Raw genomic sequence first — 22062 nt, 5'->3', positions numbered from 1 at the left:
TTCAGGACGCGCGATAAATCGCGCCGCTACAGAGGATTGCAACACTTTGTAGCGGCGCAATTTATTGCGCATTGTTTTCTTACGCGTTCAGCGCTTTGGTGATCTTCTCGTACAGATCGCCGGACAGATTCTCCAGCCCTTTCAGCGTCTCCAGCGCCTGACGCATCAGCGCCTGACGTTCGGCATCATAACGCTTCAGACGAATCAGCGGCTCAATCATGCGCGCTGCCACCTGCGGGTTGCGGCGGTTGAGATCGGTCAGCATTTCCACCAGGAACTGGTAGCCGCTGCCATCTTTGGCGTGGAAGGCTGCCGGGTTGGCCGAGGCAAACGCGCCAATCAATGAACGGATGCGGTTCGGGTTACCCATGGTGAACGAACGATGCGTCAGCAAGCTACGAACCTTGCTCAGCACGTCTGCCGCCGGGCTGGTGGCCTGCAACATAAACCACTTATCCATCACCAGACCATCCTGATGCCAGCGCTCGTCGTACGCCGCCAGCAGCGCATCACGGCACGGCAACTGCGCCGCCACCGCCGCTGACAGCGCGGCCAGCGCATCGGTCATGTTGCTGGCTTTGTCGTACTGCGCCTGCACCAGTTTGCTGGCCTGCTCCGCGTCCGCAAACGCCAGATAACTCAGGCAGACATTCTTCAGCGCGCGCTTGCCGATCTCGGCATGCTCGACTTTGTAGTCGCTGCTCTGGTTGGCGAGATACACCGCGTAAAACTCATCGCTCAGCTCATTCGCCAGCGTGCGCACCAGCGCCGCGCGCACTGCGGCAATCGCCAGCGGGTCGATCACCTCGAACAGTTCGGCAATCTCGTTCTCTGACGGCAGCGTAAGGATCAGCGCCATCAGCGCCGGATCGCCCTGCTCATCCAGCAGCACCGCGCGGAAAGCATCGGCGACGTGCAGCGGCAGCGACAGCGGCTGGCCCTGCTGATGGCGCGCCACGTTGAGGCGGATATACGTCGCCAGCAGGCTTTGCGCCGCATCCCAGCGCGAGAAGTCATTGCGCGCGTGGCGCATCAGGAAAGTCAGCTGCGCATCGCTCCATTTATAGTCGAGCTTCACCGGTGCGGAGAATTCCCGCAGCAGCGACGGCACCGGCTGGAAATAGACGTTGTCGAAAATGAAGGTCTGGAACTCGTCGGTGACGTTCAGCACGTGATGAACCGGATGACCGTTGTGCTGCAACGGAATGACCTTGCCTTCGCCGTCATACAGTTCGATATCCAGCGGAATGTGCAGCGGCAGCTTCTCTTTTTGATCGGCGGTCGGTGGCGTGTGCTGCGTGACGTGCAGCGTGTACTGCTCCAGCTCCGGGTTGTAGTCATCACGCACCGTCAGCACCGGCGTGCCCGACTGACTGTACCAGCGGCGGAACTGTGACAAATCGACGTTGGAGGCATCTTCCATCGCCTGCACGAAATCATCACAGGTGGCGGCGCTGCCATCGTGACGCTCGAAATAGAGCTGCATCCCCTGCTGGAACTGCTCTTCACCCAGCAGCGTGTGCAGCATGCGAATCACTTCAGAACCCTTCTCATACACCGTCAGGGTGTAGAAGTTGTTCATTTCAATCACCTGATCCGGGCGGATCGGATGGGCCATCGGGCTGGCATCCTCGGCGAACTGCGCGCCGCGCATCACGCGCACATTATCAATACGGTTGACCGCGCGCGAGCCGAGATCGGAGCTGAACTCCTGATCGCGGAAGACCGTCAGCCCTTCTTTCAGGCTGAGCTGGAACCAGTCGCGGCAGGTCACGCGGTTGCCGGTCCAGTTGTGGAAATATTCGTGACCAATCACGGCTTCAATGCCGAGATAGTCTTTGTCCGTAGCGGTTTCCGCTTTAGCCAGCACATATTTGGAGTTGAAGACGTTGAGGCCTTTATTCTCCATCGCGCCCATGTTGAAGAAGTCCACCGCGACGATCATAAAGATATCGAGGTCATATTCGAGGCCGAACCGCTCTTCGTCCCACTTCATGCTGGCTTTGAGCGAGGTCATCGCCCAGTCCGCGCGGTCCAGGTTGCCGCGATCGACAAAAATTTCCAGCGCCACGTTACGGCCGGAACGGGTGGTAAAGCTATCGCGCAGCACATCGAAATCGCCGGCGACCAGCGCAAACAGGTAGCAGGGTTTCGGGAACGGATCCTGCCATTTCACCCAGTGACGACCATCCTCGTGCTGACCGCTCGCCAGCTTGTTGCCGTTGGACAGCAGGTACGGATAGCTAGCCGCGTCGGCGATCAGGGTGGTGGTGAAGCGCGCCAGCACGTCCGGGCGATCGAGATACCAGGTGATATGCCGGAAGCCTTCGGCTTCACACTGGGTGCAGAGCGCTTCGCCGGATTTATACAGCCCTTCCAGCGCGGTGTTTTTATCCGGATGGATTTCATTAATGATGGTCAGGGTAAAGTTGTCCGGCAGCTGGCTGATGATCAGTGCGCCCTGCTCTTCGCGGTAGTGCGGCCACGGATTGCCATCCACCGCCAGCGACAGCAGCGTCAGCGCCTCACCGTCCAGACGCAGTTCAGCCTGCTGCGCGCCAAGGCGTTTTACCTGACTGACGGCGGTGACGCGCGTGGTGGCCGCATCAAGATCAAACGTCAGGTCGATATCGGTGATGGTGTAGTCCGGCGCCCGGTAGTCGTGGCGATATTTAATTTGCGGCTGTTGCGTCATAAATCCTTCTCGCATCGTTAATATAGTCAACCCTCAGAGTCTAAGCGGGTTGCGCCCGGGTTGCCACGCACAATGCGTGCGTTGCGCCAAAAGTCTACAATTCATTAACAATGGCACAAATGACCCTCGACCTGTCACCTGCAATTATGGTGTGATCGCGGTGATTACTGTTTTATACTCCTGCGTCTTTATGACTTTGTTGAATACCGGGCTCTGCTCCGCGGAAGAGGATGCTGAAACGCACCATGACTGGACACGCTTCCCCGATTTTGACCACGCTGCTTGATACCGATGCCTATAAGCTTCACATGCAGCAGGCCGTTTATCATCGTTACTACGATGTCCCGGTAACGGCAGAATTTCGCTGCCGCAGCGATGAGCAGCTCGGCCAGTATGCCGACGCCATCCGCACGCACATTACTGCCATGCAATCTCTGGCGCTGAGCGATGACGAATATCGTTACCTCAGCAGCTTACCGTTTTTCCAGCAGGATTATCTCGACTGGCTGCGCCAGTTCCGCTTCGATGCCTCGCAGGTTGAGGTGCGCGACGATCACGGGCATCTGCGCATTCAGATTCGCGGCCCGTGGCGTGAAGTGATTCTGTGGGAAGTGCCGCTGCTGGCGCTGATCAGCGAAGTGGTACACCGCCACCGGACGCCGGAAAGCGGCGCGGAACAGGCGGTGGCGCATCTGCAGCAGAAGCTGGTGCACTTCCGTGAGCAGGTGGGCGATCTCGATATGTCGCGCTTCCAGCTGATGGACTTTGGCACGCGCCGTCGTTATTCGCGCGCGGTGCAGGAAGCGATTGTCAGCACGCTGAAAAACGAATTCCCGTGGCTGCTGGGCACCAGTAACTACGATCTGGCGCGCCGGTTGCAGCTTAACCCGGTCGGAACCCAGGCACACGAATGGTTCCAGGCACATCAGCAGATCAGCCCGGTACTGGCCAACAGCCAGCGCGCGGCGCTGCAGTCGTGGCTGGATGAGTACGATAACCAGCTCGGCATTGCCCTGACCGACTGCATCACGATGGACGCCTTCCTGCGTGATTTCGGCCCCGGTTTTGCCCATCGCTATCAGGGCCTGCGCCATGATTCGGGCGATCCGGTGGAGTGGGGAGAAAAAGCCATTGCGCATTATCAGCGGCTGAATATCGATCCGCTCAGCAAAACGCTGGTGTTCTCCGACAATCTCAACCTCGATAAAGCACTGGCGCTGTATCGTCATTTCGGTCAGCGCGCGAACGTGGTATTTGGCATCGGCACCCGCCTCACCTGCGATATTCCCGGCGTCACGCCTTTGAATATCGTGATCAAACTGGTGAGCTGCAACGGTAAACCAGTGGCCAAACTCTCCGACAGTCCCGGTAAAACCATCTGCCAGGATAAAGCCTTCGTGCGCGCCCTGCGCAAAGCCTTCGACCTGCCGCTGGTCAAACGCGCCAGCTAATCGGCCTGAGCAGGGTGCCTGCGCCCTGCTCTGCGCCAGAAAATCTCTTTATTCCCCGGCAATTTTGCTTGTTTCCTGGTGGCTCGCAAGTAACATAGCTAAACCCCGGAATGGGGCTTATTTCACTCCATCTTCATTTATATAGAGAGATTTTTATGAGCGTAGTGCCTGTAGCGGATGTACTGCACGGCCGTGTCGCGGTTGACAGTGAAGTCACCGTACGTGGTTGGGTACGTACCCGAAGAGATTCCAAAGCCGGTCTTTCCTTCATCGCCGTTTATGACGGTTCCTGCTTTAATCCCGTTCAGGCCGTCGTCAATAATTCTCTGAATAATTATCAGGATGAAGTGCTGCGTCTGACCACCGGCTGTTCGGTGATCGTCACCGGTAAAGTGGTGGAGTCGCCGGGTGAAGGCCAGGCATTCGAACTGCAGGCGACCCAGGTTGAAGTCACCGGCTGGGTGGACGATCCGGATACCTATCCGATGGCGGCTAAACGTCACAGCATCGAATACCTGCGCGAAGTGGCGCACCTGCGTCCGCGCACCAATATTGTCGGTGCCGTGGCGCGCGTACGTCATACGCTGGCGCAGGCGCTGCATCGCTTCTTCCATGAAAACGGCTATTTCTGGGTCTCCACGCCGCTGATCACCGCCTCTGACACCGAAGGTGCCGGCGAGATGTTCCGCGTCTCAACGCTGGATCTGGAAAACCTGCCGCGCGACCCGCAGGGCAAAGTCGATTTCGATAAAGATTTCTTTGGTAAAGAGGCTTTCCTGACCGTTTCCGGCCAGCTGAACGCCGAGACCTACGCCTGTGCGCTGTCCAAAGTGTATACCTTTGGCCCGACGTTCCGTGCCGAGAACTCGAATACCAGCCGTCACTTAGCGGAATTCTGGATGCTGGAGCCGGAAGTGGCGTTCGCCACGCTGGATGATGCGGCTGCCCTGGCGGAAGCGATGCTGAAGTATGTGTTTAAAGCGGTGCTGGAAGAGCGCGCTGACGATATGGCGTTCTTCGCCGAGCGCGTGGATAAAGAGGCCATCGCCCGTCTGGAGCGCTTCATCACCACGGATTTCGCCCAGGTAGACTATACCGACGCCGTCGACATTCTGCTGAAAAGCGGTCAGAGCTTCGAGAACCCGGTGTCATGGGGCGTCGATCTCTCTTCCGAACACGAGCGTTATCTGGCGGAGAAACACTTCAAAGCGCCGGTGGTGGTGAAGAACTACCCGAAAGATATCAAAGCGTTTTACATGCGTATGAACGACGACGGTAAAACCGTGGCGGCGATGGACGTGCTGGCACCGGGCATCGGTGAAATCATCGGCGGTTCCCAGCGTGAAGAGCGTCTTGATGTGCTGGATGCGCGTCTCGCTGAAATGGGCCTGAATAAAGAAGATTACTGGTGGTATCGTGACCTGCGTCGCTATGGCACCGTACCGCATGCCGGCTTCGGTTTAGGTTTCGAACGTTTGATCGCCTATGTCACCGGTGTACAAAATGTAAGAGACGTTATCCCGTTCCCACGCACGCCACGTAACGCGAATTTCTAAGATTTAAGATTAAATATAAGAAATTCATATATATATTGAGGTCGGCCCTGCCGGCCTTTTTTTATTTTTGTAAATTTTGAGTTCTCTCACAAAGTTCCCGATATTTTACAAATTGTAATACAATTTTGCTTTTTGATACGTAATTACGAGAATTGAATCATTTTCGGGCTAGAATTAGCAACCCCGTGATGGAAAGATGCGTGCAGACACAGGAGACATCAAACTTCTTTCAAGGTTCCCGTAAAGGTTTCTTGACGGCAGTGGCAGATGTCCAAATAACTCCAATGAGGGTAATAAATAATGATGAAGCGCAACATTCTTGCAGTGGTTATCCCTGCTCTGTTAGCTGCCGGTGCAGCAAACGCAGCAGAAATCTATAACAAAGATGGCAACAAACTGGACCTCTACGGTAAAGTTGATGCGCGTCACCAGTTCTCTGATGACTCAAGCTCAGACGGCGACAAATCTTACGTTCGTTTCGGCTTCAAGGGTGAAACTCAGATTACCGACCAGCTGACCGGTTACGGCCAGTGGGAATACAACGTACAGGCTAACGTTGCTGAATCTGAAGGCACTTCTGGTTCTAAAACCCGTCTGGGCTTCGCCGGTCTGAAATTTGGTGATGCAGGCTCATTCGACTACGGTCGTAACTACGGCGTTCTGTACGACGCAATGTCTTACACTGACCAGCTGCCAGTGTTTGGTGATGATACCCTGTATCAGGATAACGACAACTTCATGGCCGGTCGTTCTAACGGCCTGGCGACTTACCGTAACAGCAACTTCTTCGGTCTGGTTGACGGTCTGGCATTCGCTGTTCAGTATCAGGGCAAAAACGAAGGTCGTGGCCCTCGTTACGATAATGGTGATGGCTGGGGTACCTCTCTGTCCTATGACACTGGCATGGGCATCAGCGCAGTGGGTGCATACTTCAACTCTGACCGTACTGACCAGCAGGCAACTGATGGCAACGGTGATAAAGCAAGTGCCTACGGCTTCGGTCTGAAATATGACGCGAACAATGTTTACCTGGCAGCCTTCTACGGTGAGTCACGTAACCTGACTCAATATGGCAATAACAACGACGGCACTGGCGCTACCGGCCCTGACTTCAACTTCGCTGCCAACAAAGCGCAGGCTTTCGAAGTGGTTGCTCAGTACCAGTTCGACTTCGGTCTGCGTCCATCCATCGCTTACCTGCAGTCTAAAGGCAAGGACCTGAACGGCGCGACAGGCCACGGCTCAACCTTCGCTGGCGGCGATGCTGACCTGGTTAAATATATCGAAATCGGTACCTACTACTACTTCAACAAAAACATGTCCACCTACGTTGACTACAAAATCAACCTGCTGGACGACAACGACTTCACCCGCGCTACCGGTACTTCTACCGACGACGTGGTTGGCGTTGGCCTGGTTTACCAGTTCTAATCTGCCGATTCGAACTGCGTAACACCTCAGAAACGGAGCCTTCGGGCTCCGTTTTGCATTTCAGTGATCGGGCTCCCGATTAGCGCCATTACTTTATACGCCACAGTTATTTCTTTTTTATGTCAGCGGTTGGCAAGCGTTGCGTCTGACGTTAACCTGATAGCTCATTTTGCTAAAGTTCACCCTAACGGAACTGACTCATGTTTGAATCAATCTCTGCCGCACCAGCCGATCCTATTCTGGGACTGGCTGACCTGTTTCGCGCCGACGACCGCCCGAATAAAATCAATCTTGGCATTGGTGTTTATAAAGATGAAACCGGCAAAACGCCGGTGCTGACCAGTGTGAAAAAAGCTGAGCAGTATCTGCTGGAGAACGAGACCACCAAAAACTACCTCAGCATTGATGGTCTGGCTGATTTCGCGCGCTGCACGCAGGAACTGCTGTTTGGCAAAGAGAACGCGCTGATTAGCGCTGGCCGCGCCTGCACCGCGCAGACGCCGGGCGGCACCGGTGCGCTGCGCGTCGCCGCGGATTTCCTCGCTACGCAAACCAACGTCAAACGCGTCTGGGTGAGCAATCCCAGCTGGCCGAACCACAAAAACGTGTTCAACGCCGCTGGTCTGGAAGTGTGTGATTACCAGTATTACGATGCGGCGACCCACAGCCTCGACTTCGACGGCATGCTGGCCTCGCTGCAGGAAGCGCAGGCGGGCGACGTGGTGCTGTTCCACGGCTGCTGCCATAACCCGACCGGTATCGATCCTACCGCTGACCAGTGGCAACAGCTGGCGCAGCTGTCGCTGGAGAAAGGCTGGCTGCCGCTGTTCGATTTCGCCTACCAGGGCTTCGCACGCGGTCTGGATGAAGATGCTGAAGGCCTGCGCATTTTCGCCGCATCCCATCAGGAACTGATCGTCGCCAGCTCCTACTCGAAAAACTTTGGTCTGTACAACGAGCGTGTCGGTGCGCTGACGCTGGTAGCGGCAACGGCCGACGTGGCGAAGACAGCATTCAGCCAGGTGAAATACAGCATCCGCGCCAACTACTCTAACCCGCCGTCGCACGGTGCTGCCGTGGTCGCCACCATTCTCGGTAACGACGCGCTGCGTACCATCTGGGTGCAGGAGCTGACCGACATGCGCCAGCGCATTCAGCGCATGCGCCAGCTGTTTGTGAATACCCTGGCGGAGAAAGGCGCACAGCGCGATTTCAGCTTCATCATCAAACAGAACGGCATGTTCTCGTTCAGCGGTCTGACCAAAGATCAGGTGGTGCGTCTGCGTGAAGAGTTTGGCGTGTATGCGGTGAATTCCGGTCGCGTTAACGTGGCAGGCATGACGCCGGATAATATGTCGGCGCTGTGCGAAGCCATCGTCGCGGTGCTGTAACCAACGAAAAATGGGCCTGATGGCCCATTTTTTTTATTGCAGGAAAGGATTACTGACGCGCTCGTGGCCGAGTGTGGAAATCGGGCCATGGCCAGGGACAAACGTCACATCATCACCCAGCGGCAGAAGTTTATCCCGGATGGCCGCGATTAGATCGCTGTGGCTGCCCTGCGGAAAATCGGTGCGCCCGACGCCACCGTTAAAAATCACATCACCTGAGATCAGCAGACGGCCAGCACGGTCAAAGAACACGATATGGCCAGGCGTATGCCCTGGACAGTGCAGCACTTCCAGCGTCACGTTGCCCAGCTGTACCGTTTCGCCCTCTTCCAGCCAGCGATCTGGCGTCAGCGGCGCGCACTCCGGCAAACCAAACATCCGGCTTTGAGTGGGCAGGTTATCGAGCCAGAAGGCATCGGCTGGCTGCGGCCCGACGATCGGCACCTGATAGTGCTGCGCCAGTTCCGCAGCGGCACCGACGTGATCGAGATGGCCGTGGGTCAGCAGGATTTGCGACGGCGTTAAGCCTCGCTCCGCCAGCACGGCAATAATGGTTTCGGCATCGCCGCCGGGATCAACCAGCGCAGCCTGTTGCGTCTCGTCATCCCAGATAACGGAACAGTTCTGTGAAAAGGCGGTGACCGGAATAATCAGGTAATTCATAGCGCTCCATGACCGACACACGCAGCGCTGCCGGTATCAGGACCAGTGCCTTGCAGGCCCGGTATCAATGTGTACGAAGTTGCTGCGCGGGTAATATCCTACACCACCGGCGCGCATAGATAACGCCGCTTTGCGAACATTGCTCAGAGAAATGCCCTCAATGTGGAAATCCATCGCCTGCCCTTTGGTGTGATAGCTGTGTTTAGCCACGCCAGGGCCCGATTCACGCAGCATATTATTGGTCGCCAGCGTACGGTAGCCGGAGATCAGCTGCACCGGTTTGCGCGTGTTGAGCAGCGTCTGCAAACGATACAGCTGGTCAAACAGATGCGGATCGATGTGTTTAACCTGATTGGCGCGGTAATCGCGGAAGAAGTGGTTTAAGCGAGCTAACTCATCCTTGTCATAACTCTTACCGTTAAAAAACTCAGTTTTGAGGGTTTCACCGGTATGCATGTTACTGAGCGTTAATACCCGGGGGCGGGAGGTGGAAACTGACGCCAGCGCTGCACCCGGCAGCAGTGACAATCCAGCCGCTGCGCCACCCAGCAGCAATAAACGACGACGTTGAGAATCAAAATTAGCCATGAAGCGGGGTTACCTAATCTAAAACGATAAAAATATGTGCAAAAAGTACACAAGGCCGAACAGTAACCGCAGCCTGGAGAGCAGTCAACCCGCAATCTGTCACAGAATGCGCAAAACCGATCTGAAATCAATTTTCCAGACCGGTCTTGCCATTTTCTTTGAGGAAAGGATAACAGGGAAATCAACGCTTAGAGCAGCAGCTGCCCCGCTTTGGTCAGCACCTGGCTGCCGGAGCGCGCCGGGTTATCATAATTGTAAATATCTGTACGATACTGCGGCTGGCCATCATCCGCCACCCAGGCCGTAAGGTAGTAGAGATTGACCGGAATGCGATGGCGAATCGGCACGTAACGCGTATCGCCCTGCTTCAGCGTGTCAGAGATACGGCTGTCGTTCCAGCCCGCGTCCTGCAACAGCAGATCGGCCAGTTCAGAAGCTTTGTTGACGCGCACGCAGCCGGAGCTGAGCGCGCGGATATCACGCTGGAACAGGCCATGGTTCGGCGTGTCGTGCAGATAAATTGCGTCTGAACTCGGCATGTTGAATTTATAGCGGCCCAGCGAGTTGCTGGCACCCGGCGCCTGACGAATGCGATACGGGAAACTGGCGGCGGACACCATGTGCCAGTCAATCATCGACGGATCGATCACTTCCGCATCGGCGCTCCAGCCCGACAGCAGCGTGTAGCCGTGCTTATACAGATAGCTCGGATCCTGCTTCACCTTCGGCACGATATCCTGGCGCACCAGTGTGGTAGGCACGTTCCACGGTGGATTGAGCACCACATTGTTGAGCGCGCTGCGCATCAGCGGCGTTTTGCGGTCCGGACGACCGACAATCACCCGCGAGGACAGAATGGTATTGCCGTTGTTGTAGTAGGTCAGGGAATAGTTGGGAATATTCACCATGATGCCGTTGTGCATGTCATCCGGCAGCAGACGCAGACGCTGAATATTCAGCGCCAGCAGCGCCGCACGCATCTGCGGCGAAACATTCAGCCACTCGCGGGTACGCGGGCCGATGGCACCGTCGTCGGCCAGTCCCTGCCAGTGCTGGAAGCGTTTTACCCCCTCCACCAGCGTGTTGTCGTAGACATTATTGCTGGCAGCCGGAGTGACCGTGCTGATGTTGCCGCTGGCCTGCGGTACCTGCGCCGGCAGATCGCTGACGATGGTGGCCGACGGGCTGACGGCCACGGGCTGATCGCTCTGACTCACCGGCTGCGGCGCCGTCGGGACGGCATCGTCGGCTGGCGTGGGCGTCGCGCTGTGCGTGCCGGTCAGCATCCCGGTGCGCTGCAGAATCTCACGCAGCGCCGGCACATCATCGCTGATCTGACCCGGGCGCAGCGTGCCCTTATCGCGCAGCTGCGGCCACGGCCGGTTATCTGTCAGCAACGCTTTTAACGCGCTGTGCATCGGTGCGTACTGCGGATGCTGCGGCTGCAGCGACACCACAAAGGCGCGGCTGCCGCCGCCGTTCACCGCGTTTTGCCACTGATTGATGGCGGAGAGTGACGGCATGGTCAGTTTGTACGGCACATTGCTGTACAGCCAGGTTTCGCCCTGGGTCGGTACGTTAGCGACAAACTGCAGATAGCCAAGCATAGCGTCGCTCAGCACCACGTCCCGCGCGAAGCCTTTAATATCCGGATTGGTGAGCAACTCTACCCAGCGGGTAAACTGCGGCTGTACGCCGGAGAGCGCCACTTCTGCCAGCTGCTGCTGAAAAGCCTGCACGGCATCGCGATCCTGCCACAGCGGCGCCATGTTGCGTGCCGCATAGATGCCGGCGAGGCCGGGCAGATAAAAGGGTCGTTCGCTGGGGCTAAATGCCTGCTGAATTTGCTGCTGGCTGGCGGCCACTGACAGCGTGCTATGCGGCAGCGCGCCGACGTCTGCCGCCTGGCTGATAGCCAGCGGTGCCGCCATCAGTGACAAACTGAGTGCTATTGCAGCACGATTAACTCTGCTCTTCTTGTTCAGCAACATCCCTGCCCCCTTCTTACCAAAGACACAGCATCCTGAAAACGCCGTGTACCGCCTGTACTCTTATGGTTGAGTATAAAATAAAAAACGGCATCCGCCTCGCAGGGCCGATGCCGTTTACAGATTAACCGCAGCCTGAATTTTTAACCAGATTTGCTGCTAGCTATTTTCAGTGGCCACGCCTGCGCCGGGATTTTCCTGTTTCACCGGCGTCGGATCGGCGGAGAAACCGCGCAGTCCGACCACGTGCACATGCTCCGTATTGTTAAAGACTTTACGTACCAGCTTATAAGTGGTGCCTTTTTCCGGACTGATATTCTCCGGCGCGGCGATCACCAGCTGCATTTCCAGACGCTCGCACAGTTCGAACAGCGTGGCGATGGAGCGCGCATCAAGACGCGCGGCTTCATCGAGGAACAGCAGGCGGCACGGTGAAATATCTTTACCGCGCAGACGCCGTGACTCCTCTTCCCAGCTCTGCACCACCATCACCAGAATCGACATACCGGTACCGATCGCTTCACCGGTCGACAGCGCCCCGCTTTCGGCGCGCAGCCAGCCGTCTGAGCCGCGGTTCACTTCCACTTCCATCTCAAGGTAGTTGCGGTAGTCGAGCAGCTCTTCACCGATGGTCTGCGCCGTGCGCTGGCCCATATCAATCTGCGGATTGAGACGCTGATACAGCTTCGCCAGCGCTTCCGAGAACGTGAGACGATTGCTGGTAAACAGATCCTGATGCTGTTCATGCTCTTCCGACAGCGTATCCAGCAGCATGGCGTGCGTTTCGCGTACATTGACGTTCAGCCGCACGCTGCGCACCTGACCAAAGCTCACCGCCTGCAAGCCCTGGTTCAGCTGACGGATGCGGTTCTGCTCGCGCTGAATGGTTTTGCGGATGATATTGGCCGCACTGCGCGAGCTGATCGCCAGCGTCTGCTCACGCGCCGTCAGCTCTTCGGTCAGACGGTTCAGCTCAATCTCCATCTGCTCGATGGCTTCAACCGGATCGTCGGTACGAATAATGTCCTGACGGATACGTTCACGCAGATGCTGATAGACGGCGATAAAGAACTGAATCTTGCGCTCCGGCCGTTTTGGATCTTCCGACATGCGCAGCACATCGCGCAGGTGTTCATTATCCGCAACCGCCAGGCGCAGCGCACCGAGGGCTTTATCCGACATCGAGCGCAGCTCGTCGCCGCTCAGGTAAGCCAGTTCGCGGCGATGCAGACGGCGCTCGACGCCGTTCTCTTTCACCAGACGCAGCACGGTGCACCAGCCCGCTTTGGCGCTGACCACCTGCTCACGCATCAGGTGATAATCACGCTCCAGCTTGCGCAGTTTCTTCTGCAGGCTATCCATCTCGGCTTCGCAGAAGGTGAGCTGTTTCTCCAGCTGATTGCGACGCGCACGGTTGTGGCTGAGCGCCGTGTAGAGTTCGTCACGCCGGCTGCGCGCGCGCTCCTCGGCGCTGGCATCGGCGTGCACGCCAATATCCTGCATCTCCTGCTGCAACTCTTTCAGCATGTCGCGCTTGGCGTCGTAGGAACTCTTCAGCGACGCCAGCACCTGGGAATACTGCGTCAGCTGCGCCTGATGTTCGCGCAGGCGTTCGCGCGCGCGGCTGCGTTCCCCTTCCGCCTGCTCCAGACGCTGGCGCAGTTTTTCGTTGAGATCGCTGTTACCGGTCAGCATGCCGGCCGAATCTTCATAGCTGAAGTGCGCGCGGCGCTGCACCACTTCGGTCAGGGCAAATGCCTGCTGACGCGCTTCGCGCTGCTGCTGCTGCGCCTGCTGATAATCACGCGTCAGCTGTTCGTGCTGCTGCGGATCGCTCTGCAACACCGCCACCAGCGGCTCCAGTTTGCTGAGTTTCGCGCCGTGCTGATGCAGGAAGCGCGCGGCTTCCTGGGCCTCTTCCACCCGCTCACGAATCTCTTCGCAGCGGTCGGCCAGCGAGTCGTCAAGCAACAGGTTAACGCGCGGCAGCAGGCGGTTGAGCTGCGCCACGCCCTCTTTTGCCTGCTCGAACTGGGCACGCTGCTGCTGGTTGTCATTCTCGTGCTGCGCCAGCGCACGCTCCAGCTCGCCCCGACGGCTGTTGAGCTGACGCATCTGCGCTTCCGGATCTTCGTCGAAGGCCACCGCCAGGTGGCTGCCGATAAAGCGGCTAAACGACTGATGCAGACGCTGGGTTTTCTGCACGTCAAACGACAGTGTGGCAAAACGTTCGGCCAGCTGGTCGCGCTCATTGTTCAACAGCTCCAGCTGATTTTCCCGCGCCGCGCGACCAAACAGCGGCACTTTCGGGAAGCGCGAATAACGCCACTGGCGCTCCGCCACTTTGACAACGACCGCATTTTCCAGCTCGTCAACGCTAAAGACGCTGTCATCAAACGACTGCGGATCGCCTTCGATCAGATAGAGATCTTCCGGACACTCTTCCAGGCCGTCGAGCATCTCGCGCACCAGCGACAGGTCCGGTACCACAATGGCGTGACGCGATGGGCCATACAGCGCGGAGAAGTACGGCGCATCATCCAGCGTCACGTCATCGTAAATTTCTGACAGCAGCACGCCGCCAAACCGCTCCGCCAGCTGGGTCAGGCGCGCATCTTCCGCCCCGCCCGGCTGGCTGAGCCGCGCAATCTGCTGCTCGACTTCACGCTTGCGCGCCGCCACTTCATCACGCTCGACGGTGGTTTCACGCTCGCGCTCCAGCAGCTGCTGCATATATTCGGTGATCTGCTGGCTGCTGCTCAGCGTCTGGCCGGTCTGCTCGCTCAGCTGGGTGAGAATCTCCTGCGCCGCCAGCCAGTGCGGTGCCCGCGCGGTCAGCGCAGTGATGCGCTCGCGCAGCTGCTCCAGCTCCTGGCGCATCAGCATGCGGCGTTCACCGGCGTCGGCCACGCTTTCGTTCAGCTGCTCTATCTGCGCTTCCAGTTCACGCTGCAGACCTTCCAGCGCGTCAGCGTCATACTGCTGGCCCTGACGTTTACAGAAGTCGGCCAGCAGACGTTCGGCGTCATGCTGCTCACGCAGGCGGGTTTCCAGTTCGTTGAGACGCAGACGCAGCGAAGAGAGCTGCTCGGCATGATGGCGCTGGTTAGCGGCATCGCGCAGCAATTCGCGCCCGACCTGCCACGCATCCTGCCGGCTTACCTCGCCGGCAATACTGGTGACCAGCGCCAGCGCCTGTTCAAACTGGCTGTGCGCCGCTTCCGCCACGCTCAGCTTCTGCTCCAGGCGCAGCAGCCGTTCGGTGGCCTCTTCTTCGCGCGCCTGGAAGGTTTCCTGCCACTCTGCGGCGTTGTCGATGGTGAGGTCCGGCAGCTGACACTGCGCCCGCGCTTTTTCCAGCGCCTGCAGCGCCTGCTGATACTGAATGGCGCGGGTTTGCTGCACATCAAGCGCCTGCTGAAAATCGGCCAGCTGGCTTTTCAGCTCGTCGACTTCAATTTCCGCCGCTTCAGCACGCGCTTCGTTCTCTTCCTGCACCTCACGCGCTTCGGCCACCACTTCATTCTGCTCTTCGAGACGATAAGTCAGCTCTTCCAGATCGGCGTCGTAACGCGCGATCTTCTCCTGCTGACGCATCGCCGTCTGGACCAGATTAAGGTGATCGCTCGCCGCCTGATAATCGGTTTCCAGATCGCTCTCTGCGCCGTTGTGCTCAGAGAGTTCGCGCGCCATTTCGATGTGACGATACTGTTCCGATGCCAGCTGATTGCGGCTGGTGAACAGCTCGTTACGCAGCTGCAGCGCACCGTCGAGATGGATGCGACGCTCGTTGGCGTGGCGCATGTAGTCGGCAGAAACGTAGCTGGTGGCTTCAGAGATCAGATGCTTAAACAGATCGCGGTCCGACTGCGTGACGCGAATCGCTTCCAGCGTCATGCGGTTTTCGCGCAGCGCCGCTTCCATATCCTGGAACGCTTTACGCACGCCGCCGTTTTCCGGCAGCAGGTAATCGCGCAGCGAGCGGGTAATGGCGCTGGAGATACCGCCATACAGCGAGGCTTCGATCAGACGGTAGAATTTGCTGCGATCGCCGGCGGTGCGCAGACGACGCGGCACCACGCCGAGCTCAAACATCATGGCGTGGTAGTCCGTGACCGAGCTGAACTGGCGGAACTGCACGCCCTCCTGCGCTTCCACCCGCTCCTTCACTTCTGCCAGCGGCAGCACGCGCGCCTGACGGCTGCCGAGAATTTCGGTCAGCATATCGGTTGGCAGCGTATCGGTCGGCAGCCCGTGAATACTGAACGGCTTGATGTCGACTTTCTTATCGCGCCCGGCCACCTGCTGCAGGCGCACGCCAGCCACCACGCGCTGATGGCGCGAGTTGACCACGTCCAGCACCGCATAGCAGACGCCCGCGCGCAGTTTGCCGTGCAGGCCCTTGTCGCGCGAGCCGGATGTGGCACCGGCTTCGGTGGTGTTACGGAAATGCAGCAGGGTTAAGTCCGGAATCAGTGCCGTAACAAACGCCGCCATGGTGGTCGATTTACCAGCACCGTTACCGCCGGACAGCGTGGTGACCAGCTCATCCAGATCAAAGGTGCGGGCAAAGAAACCGTTCCAGTTGATCAGCGTGAGCGATCGAAATTTACCGCGTTCAATCATGCCTGTTCATCCTCCGCGCGCTCGCTCGCGTCGTGTTCGCTGTCATTTTCTGCCTCGTCGCTCTCACTGGCGACCGGTGCGTTCTCCAGCGTCATCGCTTCACCATCACGAATCAGGCGCAGCTGCGCTTCACGTGCATCGTCACCGCTGCGCACATCCGCACCAAAGCGGAAAACGGACTCCATGATGCGGAACTTGCTGCTGTCGTTGCCCATAAACCACACCATGCCGAGACGGCGCAGACGGCTGAGCGACGCACGCATCTTCTCCTGCAGTTTGGCGCGATCCAGGTCCGACCCGGTGGATCGCTGGTTAACCAGCTTCAGCAACCTGCTTTCATCCGCCAGCGACAGCAGCTCGTCGTACAGCTCCTGCTGGGTGAAAATGCCCTCATTGGCCAGCCGCTCCGGGCTCAGGTAGAGATAACAGAGAATTTTACCCACCATCATGTCGAGCTCGGACAGCACCGAGCGCGGGATCAGCGTGGTTGAGCGCGGACGCAGATAGAAAAAACCTTCCGGTGCGCGGATCAACTCAACGTTGTAGCGCGCATAGAACTCTTCCAGAAACGGCTGGTAATCCATCAGAAAAGCGTGATTATCCAGCTCTTCAATACCAATGTGGCGGCCGGCGCGTAACTGGCTATCGAGCGCGGGAAAAATCGGGTTTGCCAGTGCCAGCGCCAGTTTGACCGGCATCACTTGTTCAATATTTGTCGATGACATGTGCCTGCACCTTGGCTCCGTAATCATTGATGGTCTGCCATTCCGCAGGCAGACCGGCTAAATCGGCTTCGGCCACGCCGAGTCGCACCGCCTGATCGATGACGATGCGTGCGAGGTCGAAGTGGCGCGCGCGGGGATACTGCGCCAGATAGTCACGCATCACCGTGGCGAGATGCAGCGGCTTCTGCTGCTGCTTGTAAATCTGCAGCGCTTCTTCAATCATCGCCGCCAGCTGCTCGCGGATTTCGTTAAACTCTTCGTACTCCATCTCCGGCGGCAGCTCGCCCATCACCTCGTCGTTACGCAGCGTCATCTCTTCATCGCGCATGTCATACAGACGGTCGGCATTGGCGTAGGTCAGCGCCCACGGCTGATCGAAATAGTTCTGCACCGACTGGCGTAAACGCTGCGCGAACACGCGGTTTTTATCCATGTCGATGGCGGTACGAATAAATTTGTGCACGTGGCGGTCGTAACCGATCCACAGATCGATAGCCTGCTGGCCCCAGCTGATAATGCGATCAAGCTTGTTTTGCAGGTCAAACACCAGCTTGTCGACAAAGCCCAGATCCGGGCTGCTCAGCGTGGCGTCCTGAATCCGCAGCAGGTTAGCCTGCAGCTTGTCGCCTGCCGCTTCCAGCGTATCCTGCAGTTCGCGCAGCGTGCCGGAGGTCTCCGACAGCAGCAGCTCACAGCTGGAGATGGCCGCGCGCCAGTCTTTATTCAGCAGATCGGCGATATCGCTTTTCACCGCCTGCTGCTGTTCGTCCATCAGGCGCTGCGTCATGTCGATGCTGTCGAAGATTTCCGCGACCGAATATTTCAGCGGCGCAAAGACGTTGCGGTGCCAGTGAAATTCGTCGCCATCTTCCTCGGCGGCGTCGGCGGCGCGCTTCAGCTCCTGCGCGACAATCGATAGCTGCATCGACAGGCGCAGCGTGGAAAATTCGCGCTGGCGGATGTAATAGTCGGTGATGCCGATCGCCAGTGGCGTCAGACGATAGATGGCGTGACCTTCGGTCAGCTCGCTGGTAAAGCGGTTAAGCAGGCGCTGACGCACCATGTCGTTGATGGCGTTGTTGGCACGGACCTGAATGGTTTCGTGGGTTTGTTCAAACGCTTTGCTGACGTGACGAAAGGCGTCAATCAGCTCACCTTCACTCATCTCGCCGTCCATGCGCTCCCCGTTGAGGGTGGCGATCGCCAGCAAAAACGCCAGACGTTCTACCGGCAGCGCAAGGGAAAAGTCATTCTTGCGCGCCCATGCCACCAGTTCGGGGACCGTCTGGGAAAATTCGCTCATAGTTGATCCTTCTACCTGGGTTTGCGCGCAGTCACGTGGATATAGCGCCCTAAACTCAAAAAGGGCTCCTGACGACAGTAGCGCCGTTCCATCTCAATAATTTCCTCAACGCTCTTCCCGGCGCCGGGCTGCGGCTTCATGTAGTCACTGAACACGCGGATACCGGCACGCTGCTCGGTAATAAATCCGCACTGCGTCAGCCAGCGCTGTACATCGTCAGGATCGCGGGGGAAATCCGGTGACAGCGTGCGTTTTTTGCGCTTGTTCATGTTGGCGCGCAGATAGCCGAAATTGCCGAGCGTCAGGGTGCGGAACGTCAGGCCGTGCGCGTTATAAAACATCAGCGACAGCACACCACCGGGTTTCAGCGTATGCCACAGCGCCTGCAGCACCGCCAGCGGATCCGCCACCCACTCAAGCACAGCGTGAAACAATACCAGATCCACCGGCTTATCCAAATGTTCGCCAACCTGCTGTGCGCTAATTTGTTTGAATTGCATGTTGTGGCTCACACCTGCGCTGTGCGCATGGGCGGCGGCCAGTTTAAGCATCTCGCCCGACAGGTCGCACAGCAGTACCTGATGCCCCTGCGCGGCGAGGCCGCTGGAGATCTGACCGACGCCACCACCGGCATCCAGCACCGTCAGCGGGCCGGCGGGCAGCGTCGGCAGAATGGCGTTCAGCTCATCCCAGATGATCGCCTGACGCACCTGGCCTTTACGGGTGCCATAAATATTTTGCGAGAATTTATCCGCCAGATCGTCAAAGTTACGATCCTGCATGGTGATGGCTCCGCTTTGCTGCATTCAACTTGTGCTATTTTGTCACAGGCTCGACAAGAATGAACCTTTCATGCCGCAGTAACTGTCTGGCTGCTGTTTTTTCGGACAAAAGGAGACTTTTTCGATGTTTTTTGCCTTAAAAAAATGGATTGGCGCGATGCTACTGCCTTTGCCATTGCTGTTAACGCTTATGGCGGCAGGACTTTTACTGCTCTGGTTCAGCCGCTGGCAAAAAAGCGGCAAAATCCTTATCTCATTGAGCTGGCTGATGCTGTTACTGCTGAGTCTGCAACCGGTGGCCGATCGGCTGCTGGCCCCGCTGGAAAACCAGTATGCCACGTGGAATGGCAGCGAGCCGGTGGACTATATCGTGGTGCTGGGCGGGGGTTACACCTATAACCGGCAGTGGGCACCGAGCTCCAACCTGCTGAACAACAGCCTGCCGCGCGTGACCGAAGGCGTTCGCCAGTGGCGACGCTATCCTCAGGCCAAAATGATCTTCACCGGTGCCGCTGCGGGCTACAATCCGCGCAGCAACGCCAGCGTTGCTGCTGACGTGGCGCGCAGCCTTGGCGTGCCCGACGATGCCATTATCGTGCTGGATCAGCCACATGACACCGGCGAAGAAGCGCTGGCGGTGAAGCAGACCATCGGGCAGCATCCGTTTTTACTGGTGACGTCTGCCAACCATCTGCCACGCGCCATGCACTTTTTCCAGAGCGCCGGCCTGAATCCGCTACCGGCACCGGCTAACCAGCTGGCGATCACCTCACCGATCAGCGTCTGGGATCGCACGCTGCCCTCGCCGCTGTGGCTCAGCCATAGCCAGCGCGCGGTGTACGAAACGCTGGGGCTGATCTGGCAGCGGCTGCGCGGCAGTGGCGAACCTTCAGCCGAGCCAGGGGAGTAGCTGCGCGCGGGCATGGTCAAAGCGCGGGCGGTCAAACTGGCCGCTGCTGACCAGCGTGTCAACGCAATCCCACAGCTGATAGAGCCAGCGGCGCCAGACGAAACCTTCATCCACCGGCGCACGCTGTAAATAGTGCTGCAGCAGCGATGCTTCAGCACCGTTTTCCGCCAGGCGCATCAGCTCATACTCACGCGGGGCCCACAAAATGGTGCCCGGCTGGGTCATCGCCACCAGCTGATCGCTGTGCGGGTCTTTCAGCATACTGGCGAGACGCAGATTGCCGTGCATTAGCACGCACGGGTCGTCAAAGCCGACAAACAGCTGCGCCAGTTGTTCGCGGCTGCGGAACAGAATCTGACGATCGGCGTGGGTAAATCCGGGGGGCGACAGATAGCCCAGCGTGGACCACAGCACCTCCACCCGCTGGCGATACCATGCCGGCCAGCGATTTTCCTGCACGCTGTCAACGCTGCCGACCAGGCCATGGCTGTCAATGCGGTGCCACGCCAGCAGCCCTTCGACAATCTGTTCACACAGCTGCTCCCAGCGCGCTGCCGTGCGCGCCGGCGCTTCGGCCGATACGCCATTTAAGCGCGCCAGCAGCAGCATTTCATGCGCCGGCGGTTGCTGACTCAAAACCAGGCCGTACACCGTGGGCAGCGTAATCAGCCCTTCATGCGCCAGCATGGTGAGTTTTTTCGCTTCGAGCGCGGCGCGTCCCTGATGACGAAAATATTTGGCCACCAGCGGCATCGGCTTGCCGTGGTCATCATAGAGGGCGTAAAGACGCGATTGTGCCTGTTCGCTGATGGTTTCCAGCCGGCTGACGCCTTCGCCCAGCACCAGCGCCAGTTCTGCACGGAGTTGTTCCATGGAAGAGTCCTCCGGAGTTAACTCATTGCACCATCCTGGAGGTCATGACGGCGCAAAACTTAGCGCCAGATCAAACTTTGCGGCCAGCCGGGGCGCTGGCCGCTGACGATTATGCCTGCATCGCTTCTCGCACGCGCAGCAGATCGTCCGGCGTATCCACACCGACGCTCGGCACGGTGGCCGCTACCGCCACGTGAATCTTTTCGCCGTACCACAGCACGCGCAGCTGCTCCAGCAACTCGATCTGCTCCAGCGCACAGGGTTGCCATGCCACATAGCGACGGATGAAACCGGCGCGATAGGCATAGATACCGATGTGGCGCAGCAGCGTGTCGCCAATCTGCTCACGCGACTGCGCGTAACGTTCGCGATCCCACGGAATGGTCGCACGTGAAAAATAGAGCGCATAGCCGCTGGCATCGGTGACCACTTTTACCGCGTTGGGATTGAACGCCTCTTCTGCCTCGTGAATCGGTACCGCCAGCGTGGCCATGCCGGCATCCGCCTGGGCCAGATTGTCCGCGACCTGACGCACAATCTCCGCCGGAATCATCGGCTCATCGCCCTGCACGTTCACGATGATGGTATCGTCAGCAAACTGATACTTTTCAATCACCTCGGCCAGGCGCTCGGTACCAGATTGGTGGTCGGCGCGCGTCATGCAGACTTCCCCGCCGGCAGCGGTCACCGCCGCCGCCACGTCAGGATGATCGGTGGCCACAATCACCCGCTCGGCGCCGGACTCGCGTGCACGCTCCATCACGTGCACCACCATCGGTTTACCGTGAATATCCAGCAGCGGTTTGCCCGGCAGGCGCGTGGAGGCGTAGCGTGCCGGAATAATCGCCACGAAACTCATGGATGAATCTCTTCAACGGACAGGGTGCGCGCTTCTACTTCCAGCAATACCGGAATACCGTCACGCACCGGGAACGCCAGGCCGTCGGGTTTGCAGATCAACTCCTGCTGCTCTTTATTGTAATACAGTTTTCCGTTGCAGACCGGACAGGCCACAATCTCAAGTAAACGGTGATCCATACTTTTCTCCTTTCAGGACCGATACGTCAGAGGATTAGCATA

Annotated in this window: 16 protein-coding genes; 5 read left to right on the top strand and 11 right to left on the bottom strand. The window is 58.2% G+C overall.

What is annotated here, in order from left to right:
- Positions 1-79: 79 nt before the first annotated feature.
- The gene (gene pepN / locus F3J41_RS02880; RefSeq protein WP_166709881.1) at positions 80-2695 is read right to left on the bottom strand and encodes an aminopeptidase N; all 2616 of its coding nucleotides are present in this window, start codon (positions 2693-2695) and stop codon (positions 80-82) included.
- A gap of 245 nt (positions 2696-2940) precedes the next feature.
- On the opposite strand from pepN, the gene pncB reads away from it, so the two are divergent.
- The 4 genes from pncB (at position 2941) to F3J41_RS02860 (ending at position 8524) form a co-directional block, all read left to right on the top strand.
- On the top strand, positions 2941-4146 hold the full coding sequence (gene pncB / locus F3J41_RS02875) for a nicotinate phosphoribosyltransferase (protein ID WP_058780857.1): 1206 nt from the start codon (positions 2941-2943) through the stop codon (positions 4144-4146).
- A gap of 155 nt (positions 4147-4301) precedes the next feature.
- The gene (gene asnS, locus F3J41_RS02870) at positions 4302-5702 is read left to right on the top strand and encodes an asparagine--tRNA ligase (RefSeq protein ID WP_031279853.1); all 1401 of its coding nucleotides are present in this window, start codon (positions 4302-4304) and stop codon (positions 5700-5702) included.
- A gap of 300 nt (positions 5703-6002) precedes the next feature.
- Entirely contained in the window at positions 6003-7133 is a 1131-nt protein-coding gene (ompC, locus tag F3J41_RS02865; protein WP_058780805.1) for a porin OmpC, read from the top strand.
- A 200-nt stretch (positions 7134-7333) separates the two neighbouring features.
- Entirely contained in the window at positions 7334-8524 is a 1191-nt protein-coding gene (locus tag F3J41_RS02860) for an amino acid aminotransferase (RefSeq protein WP_021508330.1), read from the top strand.
- A 33-nt stretch (positions 8525-8557) separates the two neighbouring features.
- Here F3J41_RS02860 and F3J41_RS02855 read toward each other — a convergent pair whose 3' ends face one another.
- From F3J41_RS02855 to cmoM, 7 genes are all read right to left on the bottom strand, one after another.
- Positions 8558-9187: an MBL fold metallo-hydrolase gene (locus tag F3J41_RS02855; RefSeq protein WP_021508331.1), complete on the bottom strand. Its 630-nt coding sequence runs from the start codon at positions 9185-9187 to the stop codon at positions 8558-8560.
- A 36-nt stretch (positions 9188-9223) separates the two neighbouring features.
- Positions 9224-9775, bottom strand: a complete 552-nt coding sequence (locus F3J41_RS02850) for a YcbK family protein (protein WP_031279855.1) — start codon at positions 9773-9775, stop codon at positions 9224-9226.
- A gap of 188 nt (positions 9776-9963) precedes the next feature.
- On the bottom strand, positions 9964-11766 hold the full coding sequence (gene ldtD / locus F3J41_RS02845) for a L,D-transpeptidase (protein ID WP_166709879.1): 1803 nt from the start codon (positions 11764-11766) through the stop codon (positions 9964-9966).
- A gap of 156 nt (positions 11767-11922) precedes the next feature.
- Positions 11923-16389, bottom strand: coding sequence for a chromosome partition protein MukB (gene mukB / locus F3J41_RS02840; protein WP_058780807.1), 4467 nt, complete (start codon positions 16387-16389; stop codon positions 11923-11925).
- Positions 16386-17114, bottom strand: coding sequence for a chromosome partition protein MukE (mukE, locus tag F3J41_RS02835; protein WP_031279857.1), 729 nt, complete (start codon positions 17112-17114; stop codon positions 16386-16388). The genes mukB and mukE overlap by 4 nt, the downstream gene beginning before the upstream one ends.
- Positions 17095-18417, bottom strand: coding sequence for a chromosome partition protein MukF (gene mukF / locus F3J41_RS02830; RefSeq protein WP_021508336.1), 1323 nt, complete (start codon positions 18415-18417; stop codon positions 17095-17097). The genes mukE and mukF overlap by 20 nt, the downstream gene beginning before the upstream one ends.
- An 11-nt stretch (positions 18418-18428) precedes the next feature.
- Complete coding sequence (cmoM, locus tag F3J41_RS02825; protein WP_058769552.1) at positions 18429-19199, bottom strand: tRNA uridine 5-oxyacetic acid(34) methyltransferase CmoM; 771 nt, start codon at positions 19197-19199, stop codon at positions 18429-18431.
- A 124-nt stretch (positions 19200-19323) separates the two neighbouring features.
- Here cmoM and elyC point away from each other — a divergent pair, with 124 nt between their 5' ends.
- A complete protein-coding gene (gene elyC / locus F3J41_RS02820) occupies positions 19324-20109 on the top strand; it encodes an envelope biogenesis factor ElyC (RefSeq protein WP_021508338.1) in 786 nt (261 codons plus the stop codon).
- Here the strand turns inward: elyC and F3J41_RS02815 are convergent.
- From F3J41_RS02815 to F3J41_RS02805, 3 genes are all read right to left on the bottom strand, one after another.
- Positions 20089-20982: a YcbJ family phosphotransferase gene (locus F3J41_RS02815; RefSeq protein ID WP_058757759.1), complete on the bottom strand. Its 894-nt coding sequence runs from the start codon at positions 20980-20982 to the stop codon at positions 20089-20091. The two genes, elyC and F3J41_RS02815, sit on opposite strands and share 21 nt — an antisense overlap.
- Before the next feature lie 109 nt (positions 20983-21091).
- Complete coding sequence (gene kdsB / locus F3J41_RS02810) at positions 21092-21841, bottom strand: 3-deoxy-manno-octulosonate cytidylyltransferase (RefSeq protein ID WP_058757760.1); 750 nt, start codon at positions 21839-21841, stop codon at positions 21092-21094.
- Positions 21838-22020, bottom strand: coding sequence for a Trm112 family protein (locus F3J41_RS02805; RefSeq protein ID WP_010618270.1), 183 nt, complete (start codon positions 22018-22020; stop codon positions 21838-21840). Before F3J41_RS02805 ends, kdsB begins: the two co-directional genes overlap by 4 nt.
- Between the last annotated feature and the right edge of the window lie 42 nt (positions 22021-22062).

This window comes from Pantoea sp. Ap-870 (assembly GCF_011752515.1).
GTDB classification, from domain to species: Bacteria; Pseudomonadota; Gammaproteobacteria; order Enterobacterales; family Enterobacteriaceae; genus Pantoea; species Pantoea dispersa.
The sequence above is the reverse complement of the archived record's forward strand: the minus strand, read 5'-3'. Positions and strand labels throughout refer to the sequence as shown.